The organism is Arcobacter venerupis (assembly GCF_013201665.1).
GTDB lineage: Bacteria > Campylobacterota > Campylobacteria > Campylobacterales > Arcobacteraceae > Aliarcobacter > Aliarcobacter venerupis.
In genome coordinates this window covers 356,268-375,722 of sequence record NZ_CP053840.1, presented here as the reverse complement: position 1 = coordinate 375,722, position 19,455 = coordinate 356,268, and the positions used below count along the sequence as shown (strand labels likewise).

The window sequence follows — 19,455 nt, the reverse complement described above, 5'->3', positions numbered from 1 at the left end:
TCTAAAACGGTATTTCGTCTTCGTCTATATCAATTTCAGGTATTCGTTGCTCAACTCTTGGTTTTGCCTGATTCATACCACCATAGCTTGCTGGAGAAGATGCTTCATCGTATTGAGTTGCTGGTTGATTATAAGATCCTTGCGGATTATAACCTTGGTTGTCCCCAGTATTCATAGATTCACCCTTAGCATCTAACATTTTCATAGTATCAACTCTTAAAGAGTGTCTACTTCTTGTAGATCCGTCTTGAGCTGTCCATTGTTCAAATACAAGTCTTCCCTCTAATAAAACTTTTGAACCTTTTTTCAAGTATTGATTAGCAACTTCAGCAGATCTTCCAAAAATATTAAAATCTAAAAAACAAACTTCATCTTTTTGTTCACCAGTTGAAGATTTGTATTTATAAGATGTTGCAACAGCAGATTTTGCAATTGCAGAACCTGATGGTAAATATCTTAATTCAATATCTCTTGTTAAATTTCCTACCATTATTACTTTGTTATACATGTAAGATTCCTAAATATTATTATTTATTAGCTTTTTTAGCTGCCTCATCACTCATTTTAGTCCATGAAGCGATTTCTTTTTTGCTATCGTATTTAATGAAGATAAATCTAATTAAATTTTCGTTCATTCTGTAATTTCTTTCGATTTCAGCAATTCCTGCTGGGTTACCTTGGAAATAGATTACATAATAGTAACCTCTTTTACATTTTTCGATTTCATAAGCTAATTCTCTTTGACCAACATTGTCAAATGATATGATTTCTCCACCATTTTTTTCAATAATAGCTCTGATGCTTTCAATTTGTCCTACAGTTTCTTCTTCAGTTAATGTAGGTTTTAAGATAAACATTGTTTCATAATGTTTGATTTTTGACATTAATTCTCCTTATAGTTTGTGCCGGTATCTTTACATTTCCTAATATCAGCAAGGATTTCTTTCTTTGTAAAGTGCGAGATTCTATCTAAATAAAACTGTAAACTTTCTTAAGCTTGCTTGAAGATATAAATTTTGATTGTCAATCTTTGAAGTTTTAAAGTCCAATTCAATATCTAACAAATATTCTAATATCTCTTGAAAAACTTCTGGTTTTTTATTTATTGCTAATTTTGATTTTTTTTCCCAAATATTTTTTGGTGGGATAAATCCTAAAATCTCTTTTGGATTTGGTTGTCCTAAAGTTCTTGCATATGAACTAATCATGAAAAGTTGTTGCACAAAAGAAGTTATTTGATTCAGTAAATAAATCTCATTCATTCCCTCATCAAGAAGTAAACTTAAATCACTGCTTATATCTTTTCCACTTAATAAATCATGTAAAAAATCTTCGAAATTAACAGTTCCAATGCCAAAACAGTGTGCATCCACAAGATGAGTTGTAACAAGTTCATCAAAAATTGCTAACTTTTTCATATCATTTACGCATAATGCTAAATCATTTTTATGCATAAAATATAAATGATTTAAAGCACTTGGTTCTATTTTCATATTTAGCATCTTTGCTTCGTATTCCAAAAACTTTATAGCTTCAGTATCTGTTGGGAGGAAGAATCTTACAGCCGCAGAATTTGTTTTTAAAGAAAAACTACTCTCCATAGTTTTAAAATCACTATCACCTAAAGCTGCAATTATTAGTGTGCTATCTGGATTTGTATTACAAGCTTCAATTAAAGAATCAAGCTCTTTTTTTGGAAGTTTTTTATCTATTTTTATTAAAACAATATTATTACTTGAAAATAGTGAAGATTGTAAGAGTTTATCTTTAACATATTTAAAATCATAATCTTCAAAATATAATTTTTCTATTTCATCATTATTTCCTAAAGACTGGGCAATTACTAAAGCATATTGTTCTATTAAAAAAATAGATTGTCCATAAAATAAATAAGCTTTAAATTTTTTATTTTGTTTTAAATAGTTATCAAATTCATTTTTATACATGTTGAAATTTTATCCTAAACTCTTTTATAAATTTTAATATTTTATAGTGGCAACAATTACTTTTGTTACTATATCCGCTGATTTTATTCTTACTCTTAGCTTTGTAAAGAGTTTTTGACCTTTGTAATTTTCTATAATTACTTTCATTCCAAACATTTTTTCATAACAAACAGCTTTTGCTTTTTCCGTATCAACTATTTTTACTTTTATCTCTTCATCAATATTTAAACTTGCCCATCTTGCATATTTTCTGTCTTCAAAATCCCAGACAAGTTGATCTATTTTTCTTTCATTTAATGAAATATGTTCACAAATATCTTCTATATTTTTTGGTGTTTGTTTTGTTTTTAAAATTCGGTGTAAAACTAAATCTGAATATCTTCTAATTGGACTTGTAAAGTGAGAATATGAAGAAAATCCTAAACCAAAATGCCCTAAATTTTTTGAAGAATATTTTGCTTGAGTTTGGGCTTGAATAATAAGTTCATCAATTTCAGCACCCATCATAGAAACTTTTGCTTTTTCTTGAATATGAACAATTGTATCATGAACATCACTTTGAAGTTTTACATTAACTCCTAAAATATTCACATCATCAACAAGTTTTGAAATAGCTTTAAAAGGTGGTTCTTCATGAATTCTATAAATTCCCACTGTATTTACTTTTTTACTTGCTTCTATGTTGGCTAAAAGCATACACTCTTCTACAAGTTGGTGTGAAGCTGTTGAAGTTTCAACTTCTATTGATTCTAAATTATCATTTTTTAGTTTTAATCTATTTTCAGTAGTTCTAAAATCATAACCTTTTAATAATCTTCTTTTTCTAAATTTTTTAGTGAGTTCATACAAAGGAATTAAATAATCAAATATTGTTTTTTCAGTTTTTGAGTATTGGTCTAAATGTCCCTCAATTACCCTATCAATTCTTCCATAAGAGAAGTTTTTATGTGAATTTATAATCGCTTCAAAAAGTTCAGCTTTTTTTACACTTAAATTTTCTAAATCTAAATGTAGTTTAAATACATAAGAGTATCTATCAACTCCCTCTTTAAGTGAACACATCTCTTCACTTAATATTGGTGGTAACATTGGTAAAACTTTTGTTGGAAGATAAACAGAAGTTGATTTTTTAAATGCTAATAAATCAAGTTCACTGCCCTCTTTTACAAAATATGAAACATCTGCAATTGCTACATATAAAATATTCTCTTTCTTATCAAAATAGATTGCATCATCGTGGTCTTTTGCACTATTTGGGTCAATTGTACAAAAGTATAAATCTCTTAAATCAACCCTTTGTTTTGGGTCATCCATATTTGCAATAACTTCTAAATGTTTTTCTAGTCTGTATGTTTCATTATAAAGATTTAATGAAATAAGTTCATCAATTTCAGGGTCTTTTATATTCCCTAGATTTTTTATTAGTTCTAAAGATTTATTATCAACTAATAAAACGTCTCCTTCATTGTATTTTAAAGCATTATTATTCTCTAATTTTATATTTTCTTTTACCGTATAAAAAGCTTTATCTTTTATGTAAACTAAAACATCATTTTTTTTGCCATCAAGAATTTGTACAATTTTTGCTTTGGTTCTACTTCTTGGATTAAAAACTCTTTTTGCTAAAACTAAATCTCCATCGTAAGCCCCATTTAAATCATCAAACTCTATTTTTATGTTTTTATGTTCGCTTATTAAATCTTCAAGTATTACTAAGTTTTTTCCAACTTTTACAAGAGCAATTTTATATTTTGAGTTTAGTTCAAAAGAATCATCATTTTTTATTACTATTTCATCTTTTAAAAACTTTTCTATCTCAATTAATTCCTCTTTTGAGTAGTCTTTACAGTTTGTTTGAATTTTTACAAATAGTTCTTTTAGCAATTTTAATCCTTTTGAATAATCATCTAATAGTAGCAAAACTAAAGTATTCTTCCCTTTAAAATTCTTAAGTTATCTAAGATTTAGATAGTTTTTTGTATAATCTCAAAAATTTAATATTTAGAGGGTTTACTAATGGGTTTAAATGTATTCTATGATAAAGATTGTAATATCGATTTAATTAAATCAAAAAAAGTTGCAATGATTGGTTTTGGATCACAAGGTCACGCACACGCTGAAAACTTAAGAGATTCTGGTGTTGAAGTAATTGTTGGATTAAGACAAGCTGGTTCATCTTGGGCAAAAGCTGAAGCTAAAGGTTTCAAAGTTTTAACAGTTGCAGATGCAACTAAAGAAGCTGATGTTGTTATGATTTTATTACCTGATGAAAATCAAGGTGATATTTATGCAAACGAAATTGCTCCTAACTTAAAAGCTGGTGCAACTATCGCATTTGGACATGGATTTAACATTCACTACGGAAGAATTATTCCTGCAAAAAACATCAATGTAATGATGGTTGCACCTAAAGCTCCAGGTCACACAGTAAGATCAGAGTTTGTTAAAGGTGGAGGAATTCCAGATTTAATCGCAATTCACCAAGATGCGAGTGGTAATACTAAAGAATTAGCATTATCTTACGCTTCTGCAATCGGTGGTGGAAGAACTGCAATTATTGAAACAACTTTCAAAGATGAAACAGAAACTGACCTTTTTGGAGAGCAAGCTGTATTATGTGGTGGAGCTGTATCTTTAGTTCAAGCTGGATTTGAAACATTAACAGAAGCTGGATATGCTCCTGAAATGGCTTACTTTGAATGTTTACACGAATTAAAATTAATCGTTGACTTAATGTTCGAGGGTGGAATCGCTGATATGAGATATTCAATTTCTAATACTGCTGAGTATGGAGATTATGTATCTGGTAAAAGAGTTATCAATGCTGAATCAAAAGCAGCTATGAAAGAAATTTTAAAAGAGATTCAAGATGGTAGATTTGCAAAAGACTTCATCTTAGAAGGTCAAGCTGGATACCCAAGAATGAACGCTGAAAGAGCAAATGCTAGAGCTTCATTAATTGAGCAAACAGGAAATCAATTAAGAGAAATGATGCCTTGGATTTCATCTAACAAAATCGTTAACAAAGACAAAAACTAATTTATTTTAAGGAAGATTTTTCTTCCTTAAATGAAAACTCAAGAGATATATGAATCAGAAAAAACCACGAAAAAAATCACAAAAAAAAACTAATAATTTCTCAAATAAAAAACTATTAAATATTTTTTTAGTAATATTTTTAATTGCATTTTTAGCAAGCATTGCTAGTTACTTTACAATAAAGAATAAAGATACAATTAAAAATATTCCTGAAGAAATAAACGCTAAGACTCAAGAGATTGATAAAAAAAACCAAGAAGAAAAAAAAGAAGTTTTACTTCCTAAGATAAATGATATAAAAGATTTCAAAGAACAAAAACCTGAAGATTTTTTTGAAGAAAAATTTGATATTAGTGAAGAACATAAATTTGAAGAATATACAAAAGAACTCGAAAAAGTAATTGAAGATAAAATAGAATCAGAAGAATCAATAAATAAAGAGAATGAAATTATTCAGAAAAAAGTTCAAGAAATTAAAGATGAAAAATTAAAAGATAAAGAAAAACTAGAAGATAAAAATATTAAAGATTCTAATTCTATTAAAAAAGAGTCTAAAGATTCAACAAAAACTTCTGATAAAATTGATGATAAAAGTATTATTACAAAAAAAGATACTTTTACATATGACAAAAAATCTAAACCAAAAATTGCTATAGTGATTGATGATGTAACTACACAAGCTCAAAAAGATAAGATTTTGGCATTAGGTTATAAAACAAATATGTCATTTCTTCCACCAACAAATGTGCATCCTGATTCTGCAAAAATTGCCCAAAACTTATCTTTTTATATGATTCACTTTCCAATGCAGGCTTCAAGTGCTTTTAAAGGACCAGAAATTAATACTCTTAACGTTAATGATTCTTATGAAACTATTGAAAAAAGAGTTAAACAGTTAAGAGCTTGGTATCCAAATGCTATTTATACAAATAATCATACTGGTTCAGTATTTACTGAAAATGATGAAGCTGTAGATAAGCTATTTCGAGCATTAAAAAAATATAATTTCATATTTGTAGATAGTAGAACAAGTGCAAAATCTGTTGTTAAAAAATATGCAAAAAAATATAATATGCCTTATATTGTAAGAAATACTTTTATTGATAATGATAGAAATTTTAGTGCAATTCAAAATCAATTAAAAAAAGCCATAGAAATAGCCAAAAAGCAAGGTTATGCAATTGCAATTGGACATCCTCATAATATAACTCTTGAAGTATTAAAAGAGTCTAAATCTCTTTTAAAAGATGTTGAACCTATATTTATCTATCAACTTCCATATCTTTAAAAAATAAGTTATAATAATTTAACTTATTTTTAAAGAGCTTTTATGATTTCAAAAATCGACTTTAAAATTGATGAACTATCATCAATGAAAAAATATCCTGATGAACTTTTTTATATTGGTAATCTTGAACTTTTAAAAAGAAAAAAGATTTCTATAATTGGAACCAGAAGACCAATTTCTTATACAAAAGAGTTTACATACAAATTATCTTCTAAATTCTCTGATGCAAATATTTGTATAGTTAGTGGTGCTGCAATGGGTGTTGATTCTATTGCTCATCAAGGTGCAAAATCAAATAATACAATAGCTGTCGTAGCTAATGGCTTAGATATTCGTTACCCAAGTGTTAATAGGAATTTAATTATTGATATAGAGAAGAATGGTTTGATTATTTCTGCTTACAAAGAGAAAGAAAAAGCTAGAAACTATACTTTTGTATTAAGAAATGAAATTGTAGTTGCTTTAAGTGATTTTTTGATTGTTACAGAAGCTGATTTGAATTCTGGTTCTTTAACTTCAGTTAATTATGCTCTAAAAATGGGCAAAAAAGTTTATACACTTCCTCATAGAATGAATGAAAGTTTAGGGACACAAGAACTAATTAAAAAAGGCTTAGTTGAAGTTATTTATGATATTGATGAATTTATTTACAATTTTAGTGGTTTAATAAATATAAATTTAGAAGATGAAGTTTTATTTTTTTGTAAAAAAAATCCTACCTATGAAAGTGCAATTGCTAAATATCCGAATAAAATTTTTGAGTATGAATTAGAGGGGAAAATAAAAATAGAAAATGGAAAAGTAATAATTATCTAAAGTTATTTTAGATAATTATTTTTAAATTTATTTATATCTTAATTGATAAGTAATATCTCCAGCACCAACACCTAAGAAAATTCCTTCATCATAAGTTTTGATAATTTTTTCATCTTTTATTAATTCTATTTTGCCATTTGTAGAAACTACTCTATCTGCAAAAATTGGATTATAAGATGCAAACTCTTTTTGGAAATCTATATCAATTTTTTTCTCACCAGGAATTGTCCAAAGTGGTAAAATAATTAATTCATCACATCTTCTAAAACATTTTTTAAATCCTTCAAGATTATCACTTGTTCTTGAATATTTATGAGGTTGCCAAAGAACTATTCTATTATTTATATTTGTAAGATTATCGTATAACTCAATAGATTTCATTGTAGCTTCAATCTCTGTTGGATGGTGTGCATAATCATCAATTACTACAAATTTATTATTTGCTTGAACAATATCAAATCTTTTTTTAATACCTTTGTAGTTTAAAAGGTTTTTTCTAATTGTTTCAACATCAAGTTCATTAAGTGCTGCAAGTATTGCTAAAGAAGCATTTGTAGCCATATGAAAACCAAAGCCCCAAACTTCAAATGTACCTAAATCTTTTAAATCAAATTTAGTGCAAGGTTGATTATCTTTCAATGTATAACAAAGATTTTTAATATCAACACTTGGATAAAGATAAGTTGCATCTTCAACTTTTAATTTTTTAATATCTTTATCTTCACCATTTAAAACTCTTTTTTTAGCAAGGGAAATAAATCTTTCATAAGACTCATAAAATTTATCATAATCATAGTGATAATATTCCATGTGTTCAGGTTCAGCATTTGTAACTATTGCACAATAAGGATTTGATAATAAAAAAGAGGCATCTGATTCGTCTGCTTCAAAGGCTATTAAATCATTTACATATCTGAAATTTGAACCAAAATCTTTTGAAATTGCTCCGATTAATGCGCTACTTTGTAAAATTGAAGCTAGCATTGCCGTTGTTGTAGATTTTCCATGAGCACCTGCAACACAATAGTTTTTCTTATCACCTAAAATAATTGGCAAAGCTTCTTTTCTTGAAAGAGTTCTAATTTGTTTTAATCTTGCTTCTATTAACTCAGGATTCTCATCGGTAACAGCAGCTGAATATATAACTAAATCAAAATCATCTTTCATGTTAGAAGCACTTTGAGGACAAGAAACTTTTATTCCCTCATCTTCTAAAGCTTTTGTAATTAAAGAGCTTTTCATATCAGAACCACTAACTTCGTGTCCATCAAAATTTAAAAATCTAGCTAAGGCAGAAAGGCCAATTCCACCAATTCCTATAAAATGTACTTTCAATTAATTTCCTAATAAATGTTTTAAATTTTTGTACTCTTGTGCTAAAATATCTTTATTTTCATCTAAAAATTCTTCATTTTTAAATCTGAAATTCATAATAAAATATCCATATTTTTCATCTTCAACATCAGCTTCTAAATCAACTCTTGTATCATAAAAATCATCTAATTGAATTTTTGAAGCTAAAAATATAATCAAGATATTTAATGCTTTTTCTAATGTTTCATCTTCAATTATATTTGCTAAAACAAAAATCAACTCTTTTGCTCCATCAAAATTATCATAAGACCATTTTTCAATTGCATGTTCATATAAAGCTCTTACATAAAGTAAATTGTCACCTTCAAGATTTAATTTTTCATGTTTGTTTAATATTTTTTCAACATTTGAAAATGATGTTTTTAAAATTTGCTCGTACAATTTATTAACATTTTCTTCATCTAAATCTAAAACTAACATAGAATCCAATGTTTCATACATTAAACCTATATCTTCAGCTTTCATAGAATTAACCCTTGCTTCTTCTAAATATTTTAAAAAATCAGGGTTTGTTCTTGCTTGAAATAGCGCTTCTTTATCCATTTATAAAATCCTTTAATCTTGTAAGAACTTCTCTTGTTTTCTCTTCATTTTCAACAAGAGCAATTCTAATATAACCTTTTCCTAAACCATTTCTACCTAAAAAACTTCCAGGTAGTACTTTTACATTTTTTTCTTTATACAAGTTTTTTGTAAATTCTAATTCATCTTTTACTTCTAACCAAATATAAAAAGTCGCTTCTGGAATTGGAGTTCCTAAAATTTCATTTGCTATTTCAAAATTCTTTTTATAAATTTTTCTAAAACCTGCTACATGTTCTTGGTCATTCCACGCAACTGCAGCTGCTTCTTGAAGAGGAACTGGACTTGCACAACCTACATAAGTTCTGTACTGTAAATACTCTTTTAAAATATCTGCATCACCTGCAATAAATCCACTTCGTAGCCCTGGTGCACTACTTCTTTTTGAAATAGAGTTCATTACTAAAACATTTTTAAAACTGTTATTTCCAACAAAAATTGAAGCTTCTAGAAGTGAAGCTGGTTTTGTAGCTTCATCAAAATAAATCTCAGAATAACACTCATCATTTACTAAAATAAAATCAAACTCTAAAGCTTTTTTAACCCATTCACCTAAATCTGCTTTACTCATTGAAGCTGATGTTGGATTATTTGGGAAATTTAAAATTACTAAATCACATCTTTTTAAATCTTCATCACTTAAGTTTGCTTTAAAACCATTCTCTTTTGTTAAATCAATGTGAATAACCTCAGCTCTTGAAGCAATTGCAGCACCCTCATAGATTTGATAAAATGGATTTGTAAATGCTATAACTGGATTTTTTTTATCAAATAGAGCAAATTGTGGGAAATTAAATAAAACTTCTCTTGTACCAAAAGATGGTACAATTTGACTCATATGTAAAGTTATATCAAATCTTGCTTTTACAAAATTTATCATTGATTCTCTTAAAAATGGCTCCCCTATTGTTGATGGATATTTTTGCAAACTTGAAGTAGTTTCTTTTAATTTATCCTGTATAAATTGAGGTGTTTCAAATTTTGGCTCACCAATTGTTAAAACTGATAATGCATACTCTTCATTTGGGATAATCCCTTCTAATAATTCATTTAATTTTTCAAATGGATATTTTTCAAAATTCATATAATTTATTCCTTTTACTCTTCAACTATTGGAATCAATAATTGATTAAATTTATTTAAATCAAATGCTATAAAATCGCTATTTGTATAGAAAAACTTAAAGAAAAATCTCTTTTTAAACATATTTTCTTTTAAAGGTAAGAGTTGAAGCATCTCTTTTTGTTTTTTAAGTTCTCTTATTGGATTTTGTGCACTTGAAACAACTTCAACTTTTTCATTAAATATTTTTGCTAAATTCTCAAAATGGTCTAAAAGATTAGTTTTTCCATCTTTTTCTCCAATTGGATCTAAATCAAAAATCTTTGTTTTTATTTTTAACTGACTTGAAATATCAAATACAATTGGTGATATTTGTTCATAAGAGTTTGTATCATTTAAAATGATTACTGTTCTTTTTACAGCTTTTAAATTCTCTTTACCAAATTTAAAAATTGGAATTTTCAAATCTAATACACTTCTTATATTTTCTTTATACTTAAACATCTCAGTTGTTAACATTATCATTCCAATGTTATTTTTTCTGAAATCCTCTTTTATAATTTTGCTAAAACCTTTATTTCCATAATCAATAACTAAAACAATAGTTGGGAAATACTTCAACTCATCTTTTATATATTGCATAATTGAAACAGAGGTTGGTCTTGTGATTCTTACAATTAATAAATTATTTTTTAATTTTTGATTTAGATATTTTGCTTCATCTATTGCTTTTTTAACACTTTCATCATTTTGTAAATATAAATCTAAATATAGATAAATGTTTGTTCCAAAAGGCATAGGAAATTGCCCTTGTGTTTTTCCAATTACATTATAAACTTGCATTAAAACATCAGGTTTTCCAATAACTAAAATCACATCATTTGGTTTTAAAACTAAAGATGGTTTAACAGTAATCATTTTCTGATTTCTATATAATGCAAAGATTTTCCACTCTTTTTGCTCAATTGAACCTATATATCTATAAGCATAAGAGCTTCCAAATGGGATTCTAATTTCCATAATTTCACCCTGTTTTAGACCAATATTTTGGGCAAGTACTGGAACATTTGGAAGTTTTTCAACCATTCCATTTGCTAGAACTTCAATTCCTCTGTAAATATTTACTAAAGGATCATTTATTTTCATTCCCCAATAATCTAAAATAGTCATTTGAATATTTTTTGTATGTTCTCTAATATTTTTTATAACATTGAGCATTTCGTCTTTTGAATTTTGAGCTATTAAAACTTCTGTGTGAATATTTTTATCTAAAACCATTGCTAGTTTTGATTTTGAAGTCGGATCGAACTTATAAAATGTGAAGTTTGAGGGTTTTTGAACAGGTAAAATTAAGTCACTCATATATATTACATCGTAACTATTGTCACCTGTATTTGCTTCAATAATTCTTTGCATTAATTTTTTTGCAACAATACCATCTAGGATAATTAATATTTTTTTCATGAGGGCAATTATATCCTAAAAAAATTAATTGTAGATTTTATATTTGTATCAATTAAGAGCTATAATCTTACTTTAGATATAATAAGATTATCAAAAAAAAAGGTTTATATTATTTATGGAATTTAAAATTGACGCTACTTCAAATAAAGCTAGAGCTTGTACAATAGTTACAGCTCATAGTACAATAGAAACTCCTGTTTTTATGCCAGTTGGGACTCAAGGAACAGTTAAAGCACTTGATGCAAATGACATGTTAGAACTTGGAGCAAAAATAATACTTGGGAATACTTATCACTTATATTTAAGACCAGGAAGTAAACTTATTAAAAAGTTTGGAGGACTTCATGGTTTCTCAAAATTTCCTAACTCGTTTTTAACTGACTCAGGTGGTTTTCAAGCATTTTCTTTAAGTTCAAACTCAAAACCTGATGAAAATGGAATTATGTTTAAATCACATATTGATGGAAGCAAACACTACTTTACACCTAAAAGTGTACTTGATACTCAATATGATTTGAATTCTGATATTATGATGATTTTAGATGATTTAGTCGCATTGCCAAATACAAAAGAAAGAATTTCAAAATCAATTGAAAGAACTACAAAATGGGCAAAAGAAGCAATTGAATATCACATGGAACAAAAAGCAAAGGGAATTGGAACACACCAAAATATTTTTGCAATTATTCAAGGTGGAACTGACAAAGAGTTTAGAAAACAAAGTGCTGAACAACTTTGTGCTTTAAGTGATTATGATGGTTTTGCGATTGGTGGATTAAGCGTTGGTGAACCAAATGCTGATATGTACGAAACTGTTGAGTGGACAACTCAATTTATGCCAAAAGATAAACCAAGATATTTAATGGGTGTTGGAACACCTGAAGATTTAATAGAAAATATTGAGCGTGGTGTTGATATGTTTGACTGCGTAATGCCCACAAGAAATGCAAGAAATGGAACTTTATTTACTACTTTTGGAAGATTAAATATTAAAAAAGCTGATTATAAAGATGATATGACACCAATAGATGAAGCGTGTGATTGTTATACTTGTAAAAACTTTTCAAAAGCCTATTTAAATCACTTGTATAGAGCAAAAGAGATTACATATTTTAGACTTGGTTCTATTCACAATATTCACTACTATTTATCTTTAATGAAAGAAGCAAGAACTGCTATTTTAAATGATAATTGGGTTGAATTTAAAAAAGAGTTTTACGCTAAAAGAAGCAAATAAACTCTTTTTGGCTAGAATTAAAAATATATAAAATAAGGACAATTTATTATGACTGTTGATGATAACTTAATAGCAAAATTAGCAAAACTTTCAAGTTTAGAAATTGATGATTCAAGAAAAGAAAAATTAAAATCAGAATTGGGTGATATTATAAACTTTGTTGAAAATTTAAATGAAATTGATGTTTCAGGAATTGAAGCAACATTTAGTACAATCGAGGGAGGAACACCTTTTAGAGAAGATGTTGCAGAGCAAAATCTAGAACTAGCAAGCCATATTTTAAAACATGCTCCGAAATCTGAAGATGGTTATTTTATAGTTCCAAAAATTATTGAGTAAAAGATGATTACAGTTTACGGTATAAAAACTTGTGGAAGTGTAAGAAACGCTCTTAAATTCTTCAAAGACAACAATATAGAAGTTGATTTTTTTGATTTTAAAAAAGAGAATCCATCAAGTGATAAAATCAAAGATTGGACTACAAAAGCTGATATAAATGTGCTTTTTAATAATAAAGGAACAAAATATAAAACATTAAATTTAAAAGAGTTAAACCTTGATAATAATGGAAAATATGAATGGCTTTGTAAAGAACCATTACTTTTTAAACGTCCAGTTATTGAATTTGATGATAAAGTTCTTGTAGCTTGGGATGAAGAAGTTTATAAGAATACTTTTTTATAATAGAGTAGAATTTTCTACTCTAAAATTTATATCCCACATTAAAATAGTGTGCGAAACCTGTAGTATCAGTTTTTTTGCCATTTAATATTTCACCATCTTTCCATTGTGTCATATCTTTATAAGCTTTTAAACCATATCCAACTGTCCATTTTTTCTCATGTAACCATAAACCTAAATATGATTGTAAAGAATCACTCGTTCTATATGTTTTTTCAAAATCTATTTGTGGAATATCACTTCCAAATTCATAATCTAAGTAACCTTGAAATGATATAAATTTACTTTCACTAAAATTGTAAATAGGTTTAAACCAATTTATGTGAGCCACATATCCATCAAAACTATTTTCATTACTTGAACCATAATTTTCTTCAATATATCTAGTATAAAGATTTACTCCACTTTTACCTAACCAAGGAATATCTATATCACTTCCTAGTCCCATCCAAAGGATTTTTAAACCCTTATCATTTCCAGGACTAGGATCTGCATAATATATATCAAAAGCAAAAAACAACTCTTTTAAAGCACCATAAGATAAATCTTTATCTAATAAATAATCAAGAGAAATTCTAGGTTCTATATCTGCAAAGAAATTATTATCTCCATGTTTATCACTAGTTGAGCTATTTAAGGCATCTATAAAATCTATATAACCATATAAATCCAGCCATTCATATCTTCCACCAAATTCAAATTCTGCATAAGTATCATCAAAAGCAAAAGGTCCTGCTCTTTGCTTTTCACCTTTATATAGGTGCAAAGTAGCCCATTGTGAATTTGTAATATCACCAATGTCTTTCGCAGAGACATTAATAAATAAAAAAATAGTTAATAAAACTATTTTAAAAATAAGATTTTTCATTTTATTTCCTTGTTTTAATTCAAAAAAAAAGGAGAAAGCAAAAACTCTCCCCTTTTTAATACTTAAAAAAATTAGCTTATACTAAATTTTTTCTTGCATCTTTTAAAGTATCAGCTATCATAAATGATAATTCTAAAGCTTGGTCAGCATTCATTCTTGGGTCACATTGAGTGTGATATCTATTTGATAAACTCTCTTGAGTAACAGCAGAAGAGGCACTTCCTGTACACTCTGTTACATTTTGTCCTGTCATTTCTAAGTGAATTCCACCTGCATATGTACCCTCAGATCTATGTATTTGGAAAAATTGTTTTACTTCACTTAAAATCGCTTCAAAATCTCTTGTTTTGTATCCATTATCAGCTTTAATCGTATTACCATGCATTGGATCACTTGACCATAATACATTTTTACCCTCAGCTTTTACTCTTTTTAATAATTTAGGTAAGAAATCACCTACTTTATTTGCTCCCATTCTAACGATTAAATTTAATCTTCCAGCTTCATTATTTGGATTTAAAGTATCAATTAATTGGATTAATTCATCCTCTTTCATAGTTGGTCCTACTTTACATCCAATTGGATTATTTATTCCTCTAAAATATTCAATATGAGCATCTCTTAAATCTCTTGTTCTATCCCCAATCCATAACATATGAGCAGCACAGTTAAACCAATCACCAGTGATTGAATCACGTCTAGTCAGTGCTTGTTCATAATTTAATAATAGCGCTTCATGTGAAGTAAATAGAGTTGTTTGATTTAGTTGTGGAGTATTTTCACTTGTAATTCCACAAGCTTTCATAAATGTTAAACTTTCAGATATTTTATTTGCAAGTTCTTCATATTTTGCACCTAAATAATTATCTTTAACAAAATCTAAATTCCATAAATGAACTTGATTCAAATCAGCCATTCCACCCCTTGAAAATGCTCTTAAAAGATTCATTGTTGCAGCACTTTGATTGTATGCTTTTAAAAGTTTTTTAGCTCTTGGATTTCTAGCTTTTTCAGTAAATTCCATATCATTTATAATATCACCTCTATATGATGGCAGTGATATTCCATCTATTTCTTCAAAATCTGAAGATCTAGGTTTTGCAAATTGTCCAGCAACTCGTCCTACTTTTACAACAGGACAACCACCAGAAAATGTTAAAACTACAGCCATTTGCATCATAACTTTAAATAAATCTTTGATATTTGTTGCGTTAAATGACGCAAAAGATTCAGCACAATCTCCACCTTGAAGTAAAAATGCTTTTCCATTTACAACATCAGCTAATTGTTTTCTTAAATTTAAGGCCTCACCAGCAAAAATTAAAGGAGGATAAGAAGCTAATTCATTTTCTACTTTTTTTAGTTTTTCTAAATCATTATAAGTAGGTTGTTGCTTTATAGGAAAATCTCTCCAGCTACTAGGATTCCAATTGTTCATTTTTAATCTGCCTTTTATATATTTTATTTAATAAGATAAATTTTAGCTAAATATTTCTTAAGGAGTGAGTCCTAAAAAGTTATCAATTTGTAATTAATTAAGAGATAAAACTATAATGTAGTGATAATTTCTAAGCTACATTATAATTTTTTAATAGTTAGTGAATTAATTTTGAAAGTAAATCTCTAAATGAAACTTTAAAAGATTCAAGACCATCAGTTAAAAGTTTTGAATAAATATTTTCCATATTTATTCCTTTTAATTTTAAAGTTGCAAAATATTTATCACAGTCAGTTTCACTCATAATTGCAGTTTCAACTTTTGAACCATCTTTAACCCAATCTTCGATTGTAGCAAGTGGTGCTGTATTTATTGAGTTTGGATAAATTAAGTTATCAACATAATAACTAGGACTTAATTCATCACCTTTTACTCCTGTACTTGCAAAAAGAGTTCTAATATTTGGATTTCCAAATTTGTTAATTTCATGGTAACATTTAGTTGCGTTTATGATTCCTAATTTTGAAGTTTGTAAACCTTTTAATTTAAAATCATTATCAGTTAATCTATCAAATCTTGATACAAAAATAGAAACAACTGCTCTAATATCTTTATTTGAATCTTTGATTCCCTCATCTAAAGCTTGAGTACATTTTATTGCTTGTTCAGGCGAAAAAATCAAAGTTGCATTTACATTTATTCCCTTTGAAGTTAACTCTCTCATTGCAATATATCCAGCTTGTGTTGCAGGAACTTTTATCATAACATTATCAGCACTAATTGAAGAATAAAGTCGAACTCCCTCTTCTATAGTTCCTGCTGCATCATCACATAAAAGTGGGTCAACTTCAATAGAAATAAAACCATCATCAGCATCATTTTTATGTAATTCATTTAATAAAAAAGCTGCTCTTTTAATATCTGTTAGAGCTAACTCTTCATAAATAGTTTTTTCATTATTTGCTTGAAGCATATCAAGTTGTTGTTTGTATGCTAGAGAATTTGTAATTGATGATTCAAAAATCGCAGGATTTGAAGTAGCACCTTGAATAATATTTTTTTTGATAATCTCTTTAAATCTTGTTTCTAAAAAATCTCTTTCAATAAAATCACACCATAAAGAGAAATTAATATCTTCTTTTAAACTCATAATTATTCCTTTAAAATGTCCCATTTTAAAGGGACCTATTCATTTTTAACTTCTTTCAGCGATGAAAATAAATTTCATCTAAAGAAGCAAACTCTAAAGGGCTTTAAGAATAAAGCCTATTTAATATAATCTAAAATTTTTGTTAAATCTTTTGTATCAATAACTACATTTGCTTCTTTTTTAAGAACTTCTCTTGCACAAAATGCAACTCTTGTATCAGCGTGGGCAAACATAGATAAATCATTTGCTCCATCACCACAAACTAAAGTTTCAGCTCTTGTAATTCCCATTAAACCTTGAATTCTTTGAAGCATATCACCTTTTGAATATCCAAACATCATATCTCCACCAATTAGACCTGTTAATTTCCCATCTTTTTCATGTAAAACATTTGAAAAATCAGCATCTAAACCTAATTTTTCCCTTGCAGGAGTTGTGCCAATTCTAAAACCACCAGAAAAACAAACTACTTTGTAACCCATTTTTTGAAGTGCAGGAACTAACTCCATTGCACCCGGCATTAAAGGAAGATTTGAGCAAATATCTACAACTCTTTGGTAATCCATACCTTTTAAAAGTGCAACTCTTGTAGTCAAAGATTCAAAAAAATCTAATCTTCCACTCATTGCTTCTTCAGTAATCTTTGTAACTTGTTCACCTATACCTAACTCTTCTGCTAAAAAGTCGATAGTCTCCCCATCCATAAGTGTTGAATCAAAATCGAAAACAGCTAATTTCATTAATTTTCCCTAGTTTTATTCTTTAAAGGGTATAATTTTAGCCAAATAAAACTAAATATACTAAAGGATTGTTTATCCAATGTTTGAAACACTAATACAAAAACTTCAAGAAGACAAATACTTAACACTTGAAACTACACCTCAACATGAACCTTCTATGCATAATATTATTGAAAGGATTAAAAAATTTAAATTACAAGATAGAGTTGATGGTTTTTCGTGCACAGATAATCCTCTTGCAAAATTAAAATATAATGCACTTTTTGCATCACTTAAACTTCAAATGGAGTTTAAAAAACCTGTAATTGCCACAATGACAATGAGAGATAGAAATAAAATTGCACTTCAATCTGATTTAATGGGTGCAAATGATTTTGATGTAAGAGCTATACTTGCACTTACAGGAGATCCTGCAAAAATGAGTGATCAACCCCATGCAAAAGGAGTTTTTGAAGCAAACTCTTTAATGCTTTTAAAAATCATAAAATCGTTTAACTACGGAATGGATATGTCAGGTCATCCTTTTAAAATCGAACCTAAACAAATTTTTCCATTTTCAGTTACAAACTCTTATGCAAAAAACTTCTCAAGTTTAGAGAAAAAAATGCACTTAAAAATTCAAAATGGAGCAATGGGAATAATATCTCAACCAATATTTGATATAGAAAATGCAAAAAAACTTTTAGAATCATTCAACATAGCTAAAGAAGGAGTTGAGGGAGATAAGAAAAAAGCTCAATTAATATTTGGTCTTTTCCCTGTTACGAAACTTCGAACTGCCCTATTTTTATCAGCTCAAGTTCCAGGAATTCATGTTCCTCAATTTTGGATTGATGCTCTTGAAGCTGCACATAATATTTCAGAAGAAGAAGAGTACAAAGTTGGAATGCAATTAAGTCAAGATTTATTTAGAGATTTAAATAAACTTCACCCAAAAATCCACCTTATGACAGCAAATAGATTTGATGTTGCAAATGAGATAATTTCTTGAAATTAGCCTCAATTGATGTTGGTTTAAAAAGAATTGGAGTTGCTATTTGTTTAACTTCAAATATTGTAACTCCACAAAGTGCAATATTAAGAAAAAATAGAGACCAAGCTGCACGAGATGTGAATATTTTTTTAAAAGAGTGGGAAATCGAAAAACTAATTGTTGGATTTCCAAGTGCAAGTGAAGATATGCAAAAAAGAATAAAACATTTTGTAGCTTTACTTGAACTTGATATTCCTTACGAATTTCAAGAAGAAAACATGAGTTCTATTGAAGCTGAAGATTTAATTAAAGGTGATATTAAATATAAAAGAGATGGAAGAGTTGATTCCCTTGCAGCTAAAATTATATTAGAGAGATTTTTAGCTAGAAAGCACTAATTATACTCACTTCAAAACATTTACAACAACAGCTATCGCAAAACCTGAATCGTGTGTTATTGATAAATGAGAATTTTTTATACCAAAAGCCTTTCTTACTTTTTTTCTATATTTTATCAATGGAGCTCCAAGCTCACTTTTTGATATTTTAATATCATGAAAACTGCAAGATGCACCAATTCCAGTACCAAGAGCTTTTGAAGCTGCTTCTTTTGCTGCCCAAAATCCAGCAGCAGTTTCAGGCTTTTTTATAAGCTCAATCTCTTTTGGATTTAAAAACTTTTCATAAGCCTTTATTCCAAACTTTTCATACATTCTTTTTATTCTATCAATTGATGTTATATCTATACCTATCATGTAAACCTATCTTTTGTGTAATGAAATTAACTATTATGTAAA

Annotated in this window: 21 protein-coding genes; 8 read left to right on the top strand and 13 right to left on the bottom strand. The window is 27.9% G+C overall.

The window, feature by feature from the left end; genetic code table 11:
- Window position 1: 1 nt before the first annotated feature.
- The 4 genes from AVENP_RS01875 to AVENP_RS01860 form a co-directional block, all read right to left on the bottom strand.
- A complete protein-coding gene (locus tag AVENP_RS01875; protein ID WP_128359237.1) occupies window positions 2–508 on the bottom strand; it encodes a single-stranded DNA-binding protein in 507 nt (168 codons plus the stop codon).
- Window positions 509–527: 19 nt separating this feature from the next.
- Window positions 528–884 (bottom strand): 30S ribosomal protein S6, encoded by a 357-nt coding sequence (gene rpsF / locus AVENP_RS01870; protein WP_128359236.1) that lies wholly within the window; start codon window positions 882–884, stop codon window positions 528–530.
- Between the two features lie 81 nt (window positions 885–965).
- A complete protein-coding gene (gene holA / locus AVENP_RS01865; protein WP_128359235.1) occupies window positions 966–1,946 on the bottom strand; it encodes a DNA polymerase III subunit delta in 981 nt (326 codons plus the stop codon).
- Between the two features lie 33 nt (window positions 1,947–1,979).
- A complete protein-coding gene (locus AVENP_RS01860; RefSeq protein WP_128359234.1) occupies window positions 1,980–3,830 on the bottom strand; it encodes an RNB domain-containing ribonuclease in 1,851 nt (616 codons plus the stop codon).
- 132 nt (window positions 3,831–3,962) lie between these two features.
- Here AVENP_RS01860 and ilvC point away from each other — a divergent pair, with 132 nt between their 5' ends.
- Genes ilvC through AVENP_RS01845 form a run of 3 tightly spaced genes read left to right on the top strand, consistent with a single transcriptional unit; the run spans window position 3,963 to window position 7,089 of the window.
- Entirely contained in the window at window positions 3,963–4,985 is a 1,023-nt protein-coding gene (ilvC, locus tag AVENP_RS01855) for a ketol-acid reductoisomerase (RefSeq protein WP_128359233.1), read from the top strand.
- 49 nt (window positions 4,986–5,034) lie between these two features.
- Window positions 5,035–6,273, top strand: coding sequence for a divergent polysaccharide deacetylase family protein (locus AVENP_RS01850; protein WP_128359232.1), 1,239 nt, complete (start codon window positions 5,035–5,037; stop codon window positions 6,271–6,273).
- A 42-nt stretch (window positions 6,274–6,315) separates the two neighbouring features.
- Window positions 6,316–7,089, top strand: coding sequence for a DNA-processing protein DprA (locus AVENP_RS01845; protein WP_128359231.1), 774 nt, complete (start codon window positions 6,316–6,318; stop codon window positions 7,087–7,089).
- Between the two features lie 27 nt (window positions 7,090–7,116).
- Here the strand turns inward: AVENP_RS01845 and murC are convergent, their stop codons facing one another.
- From murC to AVENP_RS01825, 4 genes are read right to left on the bottom strand one after another with little or no spacing between them, the layout of a single operon-like run.
- The gene (gene murC, locus AVENP_RS01840; RefSeq protein WP_128359230.1) at window positions 7,117–8,424 is read right to left on the bottom strand and encodes a UDP-N-acetylmuramate--L-alanine ligase; all 1,308 of its coding nucleotides are present in this window, start codon (window positions 8,422–8,424) and stop codon (window positions 7,117–7,119) included.
- Entirely contained in the window at window positions 8,425–9,006 is a 582-nt protein-coding gene (locus AVENP_RS01835; RefSeq protein ID WP_128359229.1) for a hypothetical protein, read from the bottom strand.
- Entirely contained in the window at window positions 8,999–10,129 is a 1,131-nt protein-coding gene (locus tag AVENP_RS01830) for a succinyldiaminopimelate transaminase (protein ID WP_128359228.1), read from the bottom strand. The genes AVENP_RS01835 and AVENP_RS01830 overlap by 8 nt, the downstream gene beginning before the upstream one ends.
- Window positions 10,130–10,143: 14 nt before the next feature.
- Entirely contained in the window at window positions 10,144–11,571 is a 1,428-nt protein-coding gene (locus tag AVENP_RS01825; protein ID WP_128359227.1) for a COG3400 family protein, read from the bottom strand.
- Window positions 11,572–11,686: 115 nt separating this feature from the next.
- Between AVENP_RS01825 and tgt the strand changes: the two genes are divergently transcribed.
- From tgt to AVENP_RS01810, 3 genes are read left to right on the top strand one after another with little or no spacing between them, the layout of a single operon-like run.
- Window positions 11,687–12,808 (top strand): tRNA guanosine(34) transglycosylase Tgt, encoded by a 1,122-nt coding sequence (gene tgt, locus AVENP_RS01820; protein WP_128359226.1) that lies wholly within the window; start codon window positions 11,687–11,689, stop codon window positions 12,806–12,808.
- A gap of 48 nt (window positions 12,809–12,856) precedes the next feature.
- Entirely contained in the window at window positions 12,857–13,147 is a 291-nt protein-coding gene (gene gatC, locus AVENP_RS01815; protein WP_128359225.1) for an Asp-tRNA(Asn)/Glu-tRNA(Gln) amidotransferase subunit GatC, read from the top strand.
- A 3-nt stretch (window positions 13,148–13,150) separates the two neighbouring features.
- On the top strand, window positions 13,151–13,492 hold the full coding sequence (locus AVENP_RS01810; RefSeq protein WP_128359224.1) for an arsenate reductase family protein: 342 nt from the start codon (window positions 13,151–13,153) through the stop codon (window positions 13,490–13,492).
- A gap of 19 nt (window positions 13,493–13,511) precedes the next feature.
- On the opposite strand, the gene AVENP_RS01805 is transcribed toward AVENP_RS01810, so the two are convergent.
- The 4 genes from AVENP_RS01805 to serB form a co-directional block, all read right to left on the bottom strand.
- Window positions 13,512–14,357, bottom strand: coding sequence for a nucleoside-specific channel-forming Tsx family protein (locus tag AVENP_RS01805; RefSeq protein WP_128359223.1), 846 nt, complete (start codon window positions 14,355–14,357; stop codon window positions 13,512–13,514).
- Between the two features lie 76 nt (window positions 14,358–14,433).
- Window positions 14,434–15,795, bottom strand: coding sequence for a class II 3-deoxy-7-phosphoheptulonate synthase (locus AVENP_RS01800; RefSeq protein WP_128359222.1), 1,362 nt, complete (start codon window positions 15,793–15,795; stop codon window positions 14,434–14,436).
- A gap of 157 nt (window positions 15,796–15,952) precedes the next feature.
- Window positions 15,953–16,945, bottom strand: a complete 993-nt coding sequence (locus AVENP_RS01795) for a transaldolase (protein WP_128359221.1) — start codon at window positions 16,943–16,945, stop codon at window positions 15,953–15,955.
- A 116-nt stretch (window positions 16,946–17,061) separates the two neighbouring features.
- Window positions 17,062–17,685 (bottom strand): phosphoserine phosphatase SerB, encoded by a 624-nt coding sequence (serB, locus tag AVENP_RS01790; protein ID WP_128359220.1) that lies wholly within the window; start codon window positions 17,683–17,685, stop codon window positions 17,062–17,064.
- Window positions 17,686–17,764: 79 nt separating this feature from the next.
- Here serB and AVENP_RS01785 point away from each other — a divergent pair, with 79 nt between their 5' ends.
- Both AVENP_RS01785 and ruvX read left to right on the top strand, forming a co-directional pair.
- Window positions 17,765–18,676 (top strand): methylenetetrahydrofolate reductase, encoded by a 912-nt coding sequence (locus AVENP_RS01785; protein ID WP_128359219.1) that lies wholly within the window; start codon window positions 17,765–17,767, stop codon window positions 18,674–18,676.
- Window positions 18,673–19,056 (top strand): Holliday junction resolvase RuvX, encoded by a 384-nt coding sequence (ruvX, locus tag AVENP_RS01780; RefSeq protein WP_128359218.1) that lies wholly within the window; start codon window positions 18,673–18,675, stop codon window positions 19,054–19,056. Before AVENP_RS01785 ends, ruvX begins: the two co-directional genes overlap by 4 nt.
- A 6-nt stretch (window positions 19,057–19,062) precedes the next feature.
- Here the strand turns inward: ruvX and acpS are convergent, their stop codons facing one another.
- The gene (gene acpS, locus AVENP_RS01775) at window positions 19,063–19,413 is read right to left on the bottom strand and encodes a holo-ACP synthase (RefSeq protein ID WP_128359217.1); all 351 of its coding nucleotides are present in this window, start codon (window positions 19,411–19,413) and stop codon (window positions 19,063–19,065) included.
- Between the last annotated feature and the right edge of the window lie 42 nt (window positions 19,414–19,455).

Excerpts from the sequence above, each read along its gene's own strand:
- tgt (WP_128359226.1), top strand. The coding sequence starts at position 11,687 with ATGGAATTTAAAATTGACGCTACTTCAAATAAAGCTAGAGCTTGTACA.
- AVENP_RS01810 (WP_128359224.1), top strand. The coding sequence starts at position 13,151 with ATGATTACAGTTTACGGTATAAAAACTTGTGGAAGTGTAAGAAACGCT.
- AVENP_RS01805 (WP_128359223.1), bottom strand. The coding sequence starts at position 14,357 with ATGAAAAATCTTATTTTTAAAATAGTTTTATTAACTATTTTTTTATTT.
- gatC (WP_128359225.1), top strand. The coding sequence starts at position 12,857 with ATGACTGTTGATGATAACTTAATAGCAAAATTAGCAAAACTTTCAAGT.
- AVENP_RS01825 (WP_128359227.1), bottom strand. The coding sequence starts at position 11,571 with ATGAAAAAAATATTAATTATCCTAGATGGTATTGTTGCAAAAAAATTA.
- AVENP_RS01785 (WP_128359219.1), top strand. The coding sequence starts at position 17,765 with ATGTTTGAAACACTAATACAAAAACTTCAAGAAGACAAATACTTAACA.
- ilvC (WP_128359233.1), top strand. The coding sequence starts at position 3,963 with ATGGGTTTAAATGTATTCTATGATAAAGATTGTAATATCGATTTAATT.
- acpS (WP_128359217.1), bottom strand. The coding sequence starts at position 19,413 with ATGATAGGTATAGATATAACATCAATTGATAGAATAAAAAGAATGTAT.
- holA (WP_128359235.1), bottom strand. The coding sequence starts at position 1,946 with ATGTATAAAAATGAATTTGATAACTATTTAAAACAAAATAAAAAATTT.
- serB (WP_128359220.1), bottom strand. The coding sequence starts at position 17,685 with ATGAAATTAGCTGTTTTCGATTTTGATTCAACACTTATGGATGGGGAG.
- rpsF (WP_128359236.1), bottom strand. The coding sequence starts at position 884 with ATGTCAAAAATCAAACATTATGAAACAATGTTTATCTTAAAACCTACA.
- AVENP_RS01835 (WP_128359229.1), bottom strand. The coding sequence starts at position 9,006 with ATGGATAAAGAAGCGCTATTTCAAGCAAGAACAAACCCTGATTTTTTA.
- AVENP_RS01830 (WP_128359228.1), bottom strand. The coding sequence starts at position 10,129 with ATGAATTTTGAAAAATATCCATTTGAAAAATTAAATGAATTATTAGAA.
- AVENP_RS01875 (WP_128359237.1), bottom strand. The coding sequence starts at position 508 with ATGTATAACAAAGTAATAATGGTAGGAAATTTAACAAGAGATATTGAA.
- AVENP_RS01850 (WP_128359232.1), top strand. The coding sequence starts at position 5,035 with ATGAATCAGAAAAAACCACGAAAAAAATCACAAAAAAAAACTAATAAT.
- AVENP_RS01800 (WP_128359222.1), bottom strand. The coding sequence starts at position 15,795 with ATGAACAATTGGAATCCTAGTAGCTGGAGAGATTTTCCTATAAAGCAA.
- AVENP_RS01795 (WP_128359221.1), bottom strand. The coding sequence starts at position 16,945 with ATGAGTTTAAAAGAAGATATTAATTTCTCTTTATGGTGTGATTTTATT.
- AVENP_RS01845 (WP_128359231.1), top strand. The coding sequence starts at position 6,316 with ATGATTTCAAAAATCGACTTTAAAATTGATGAACTATCATCAATGAAA.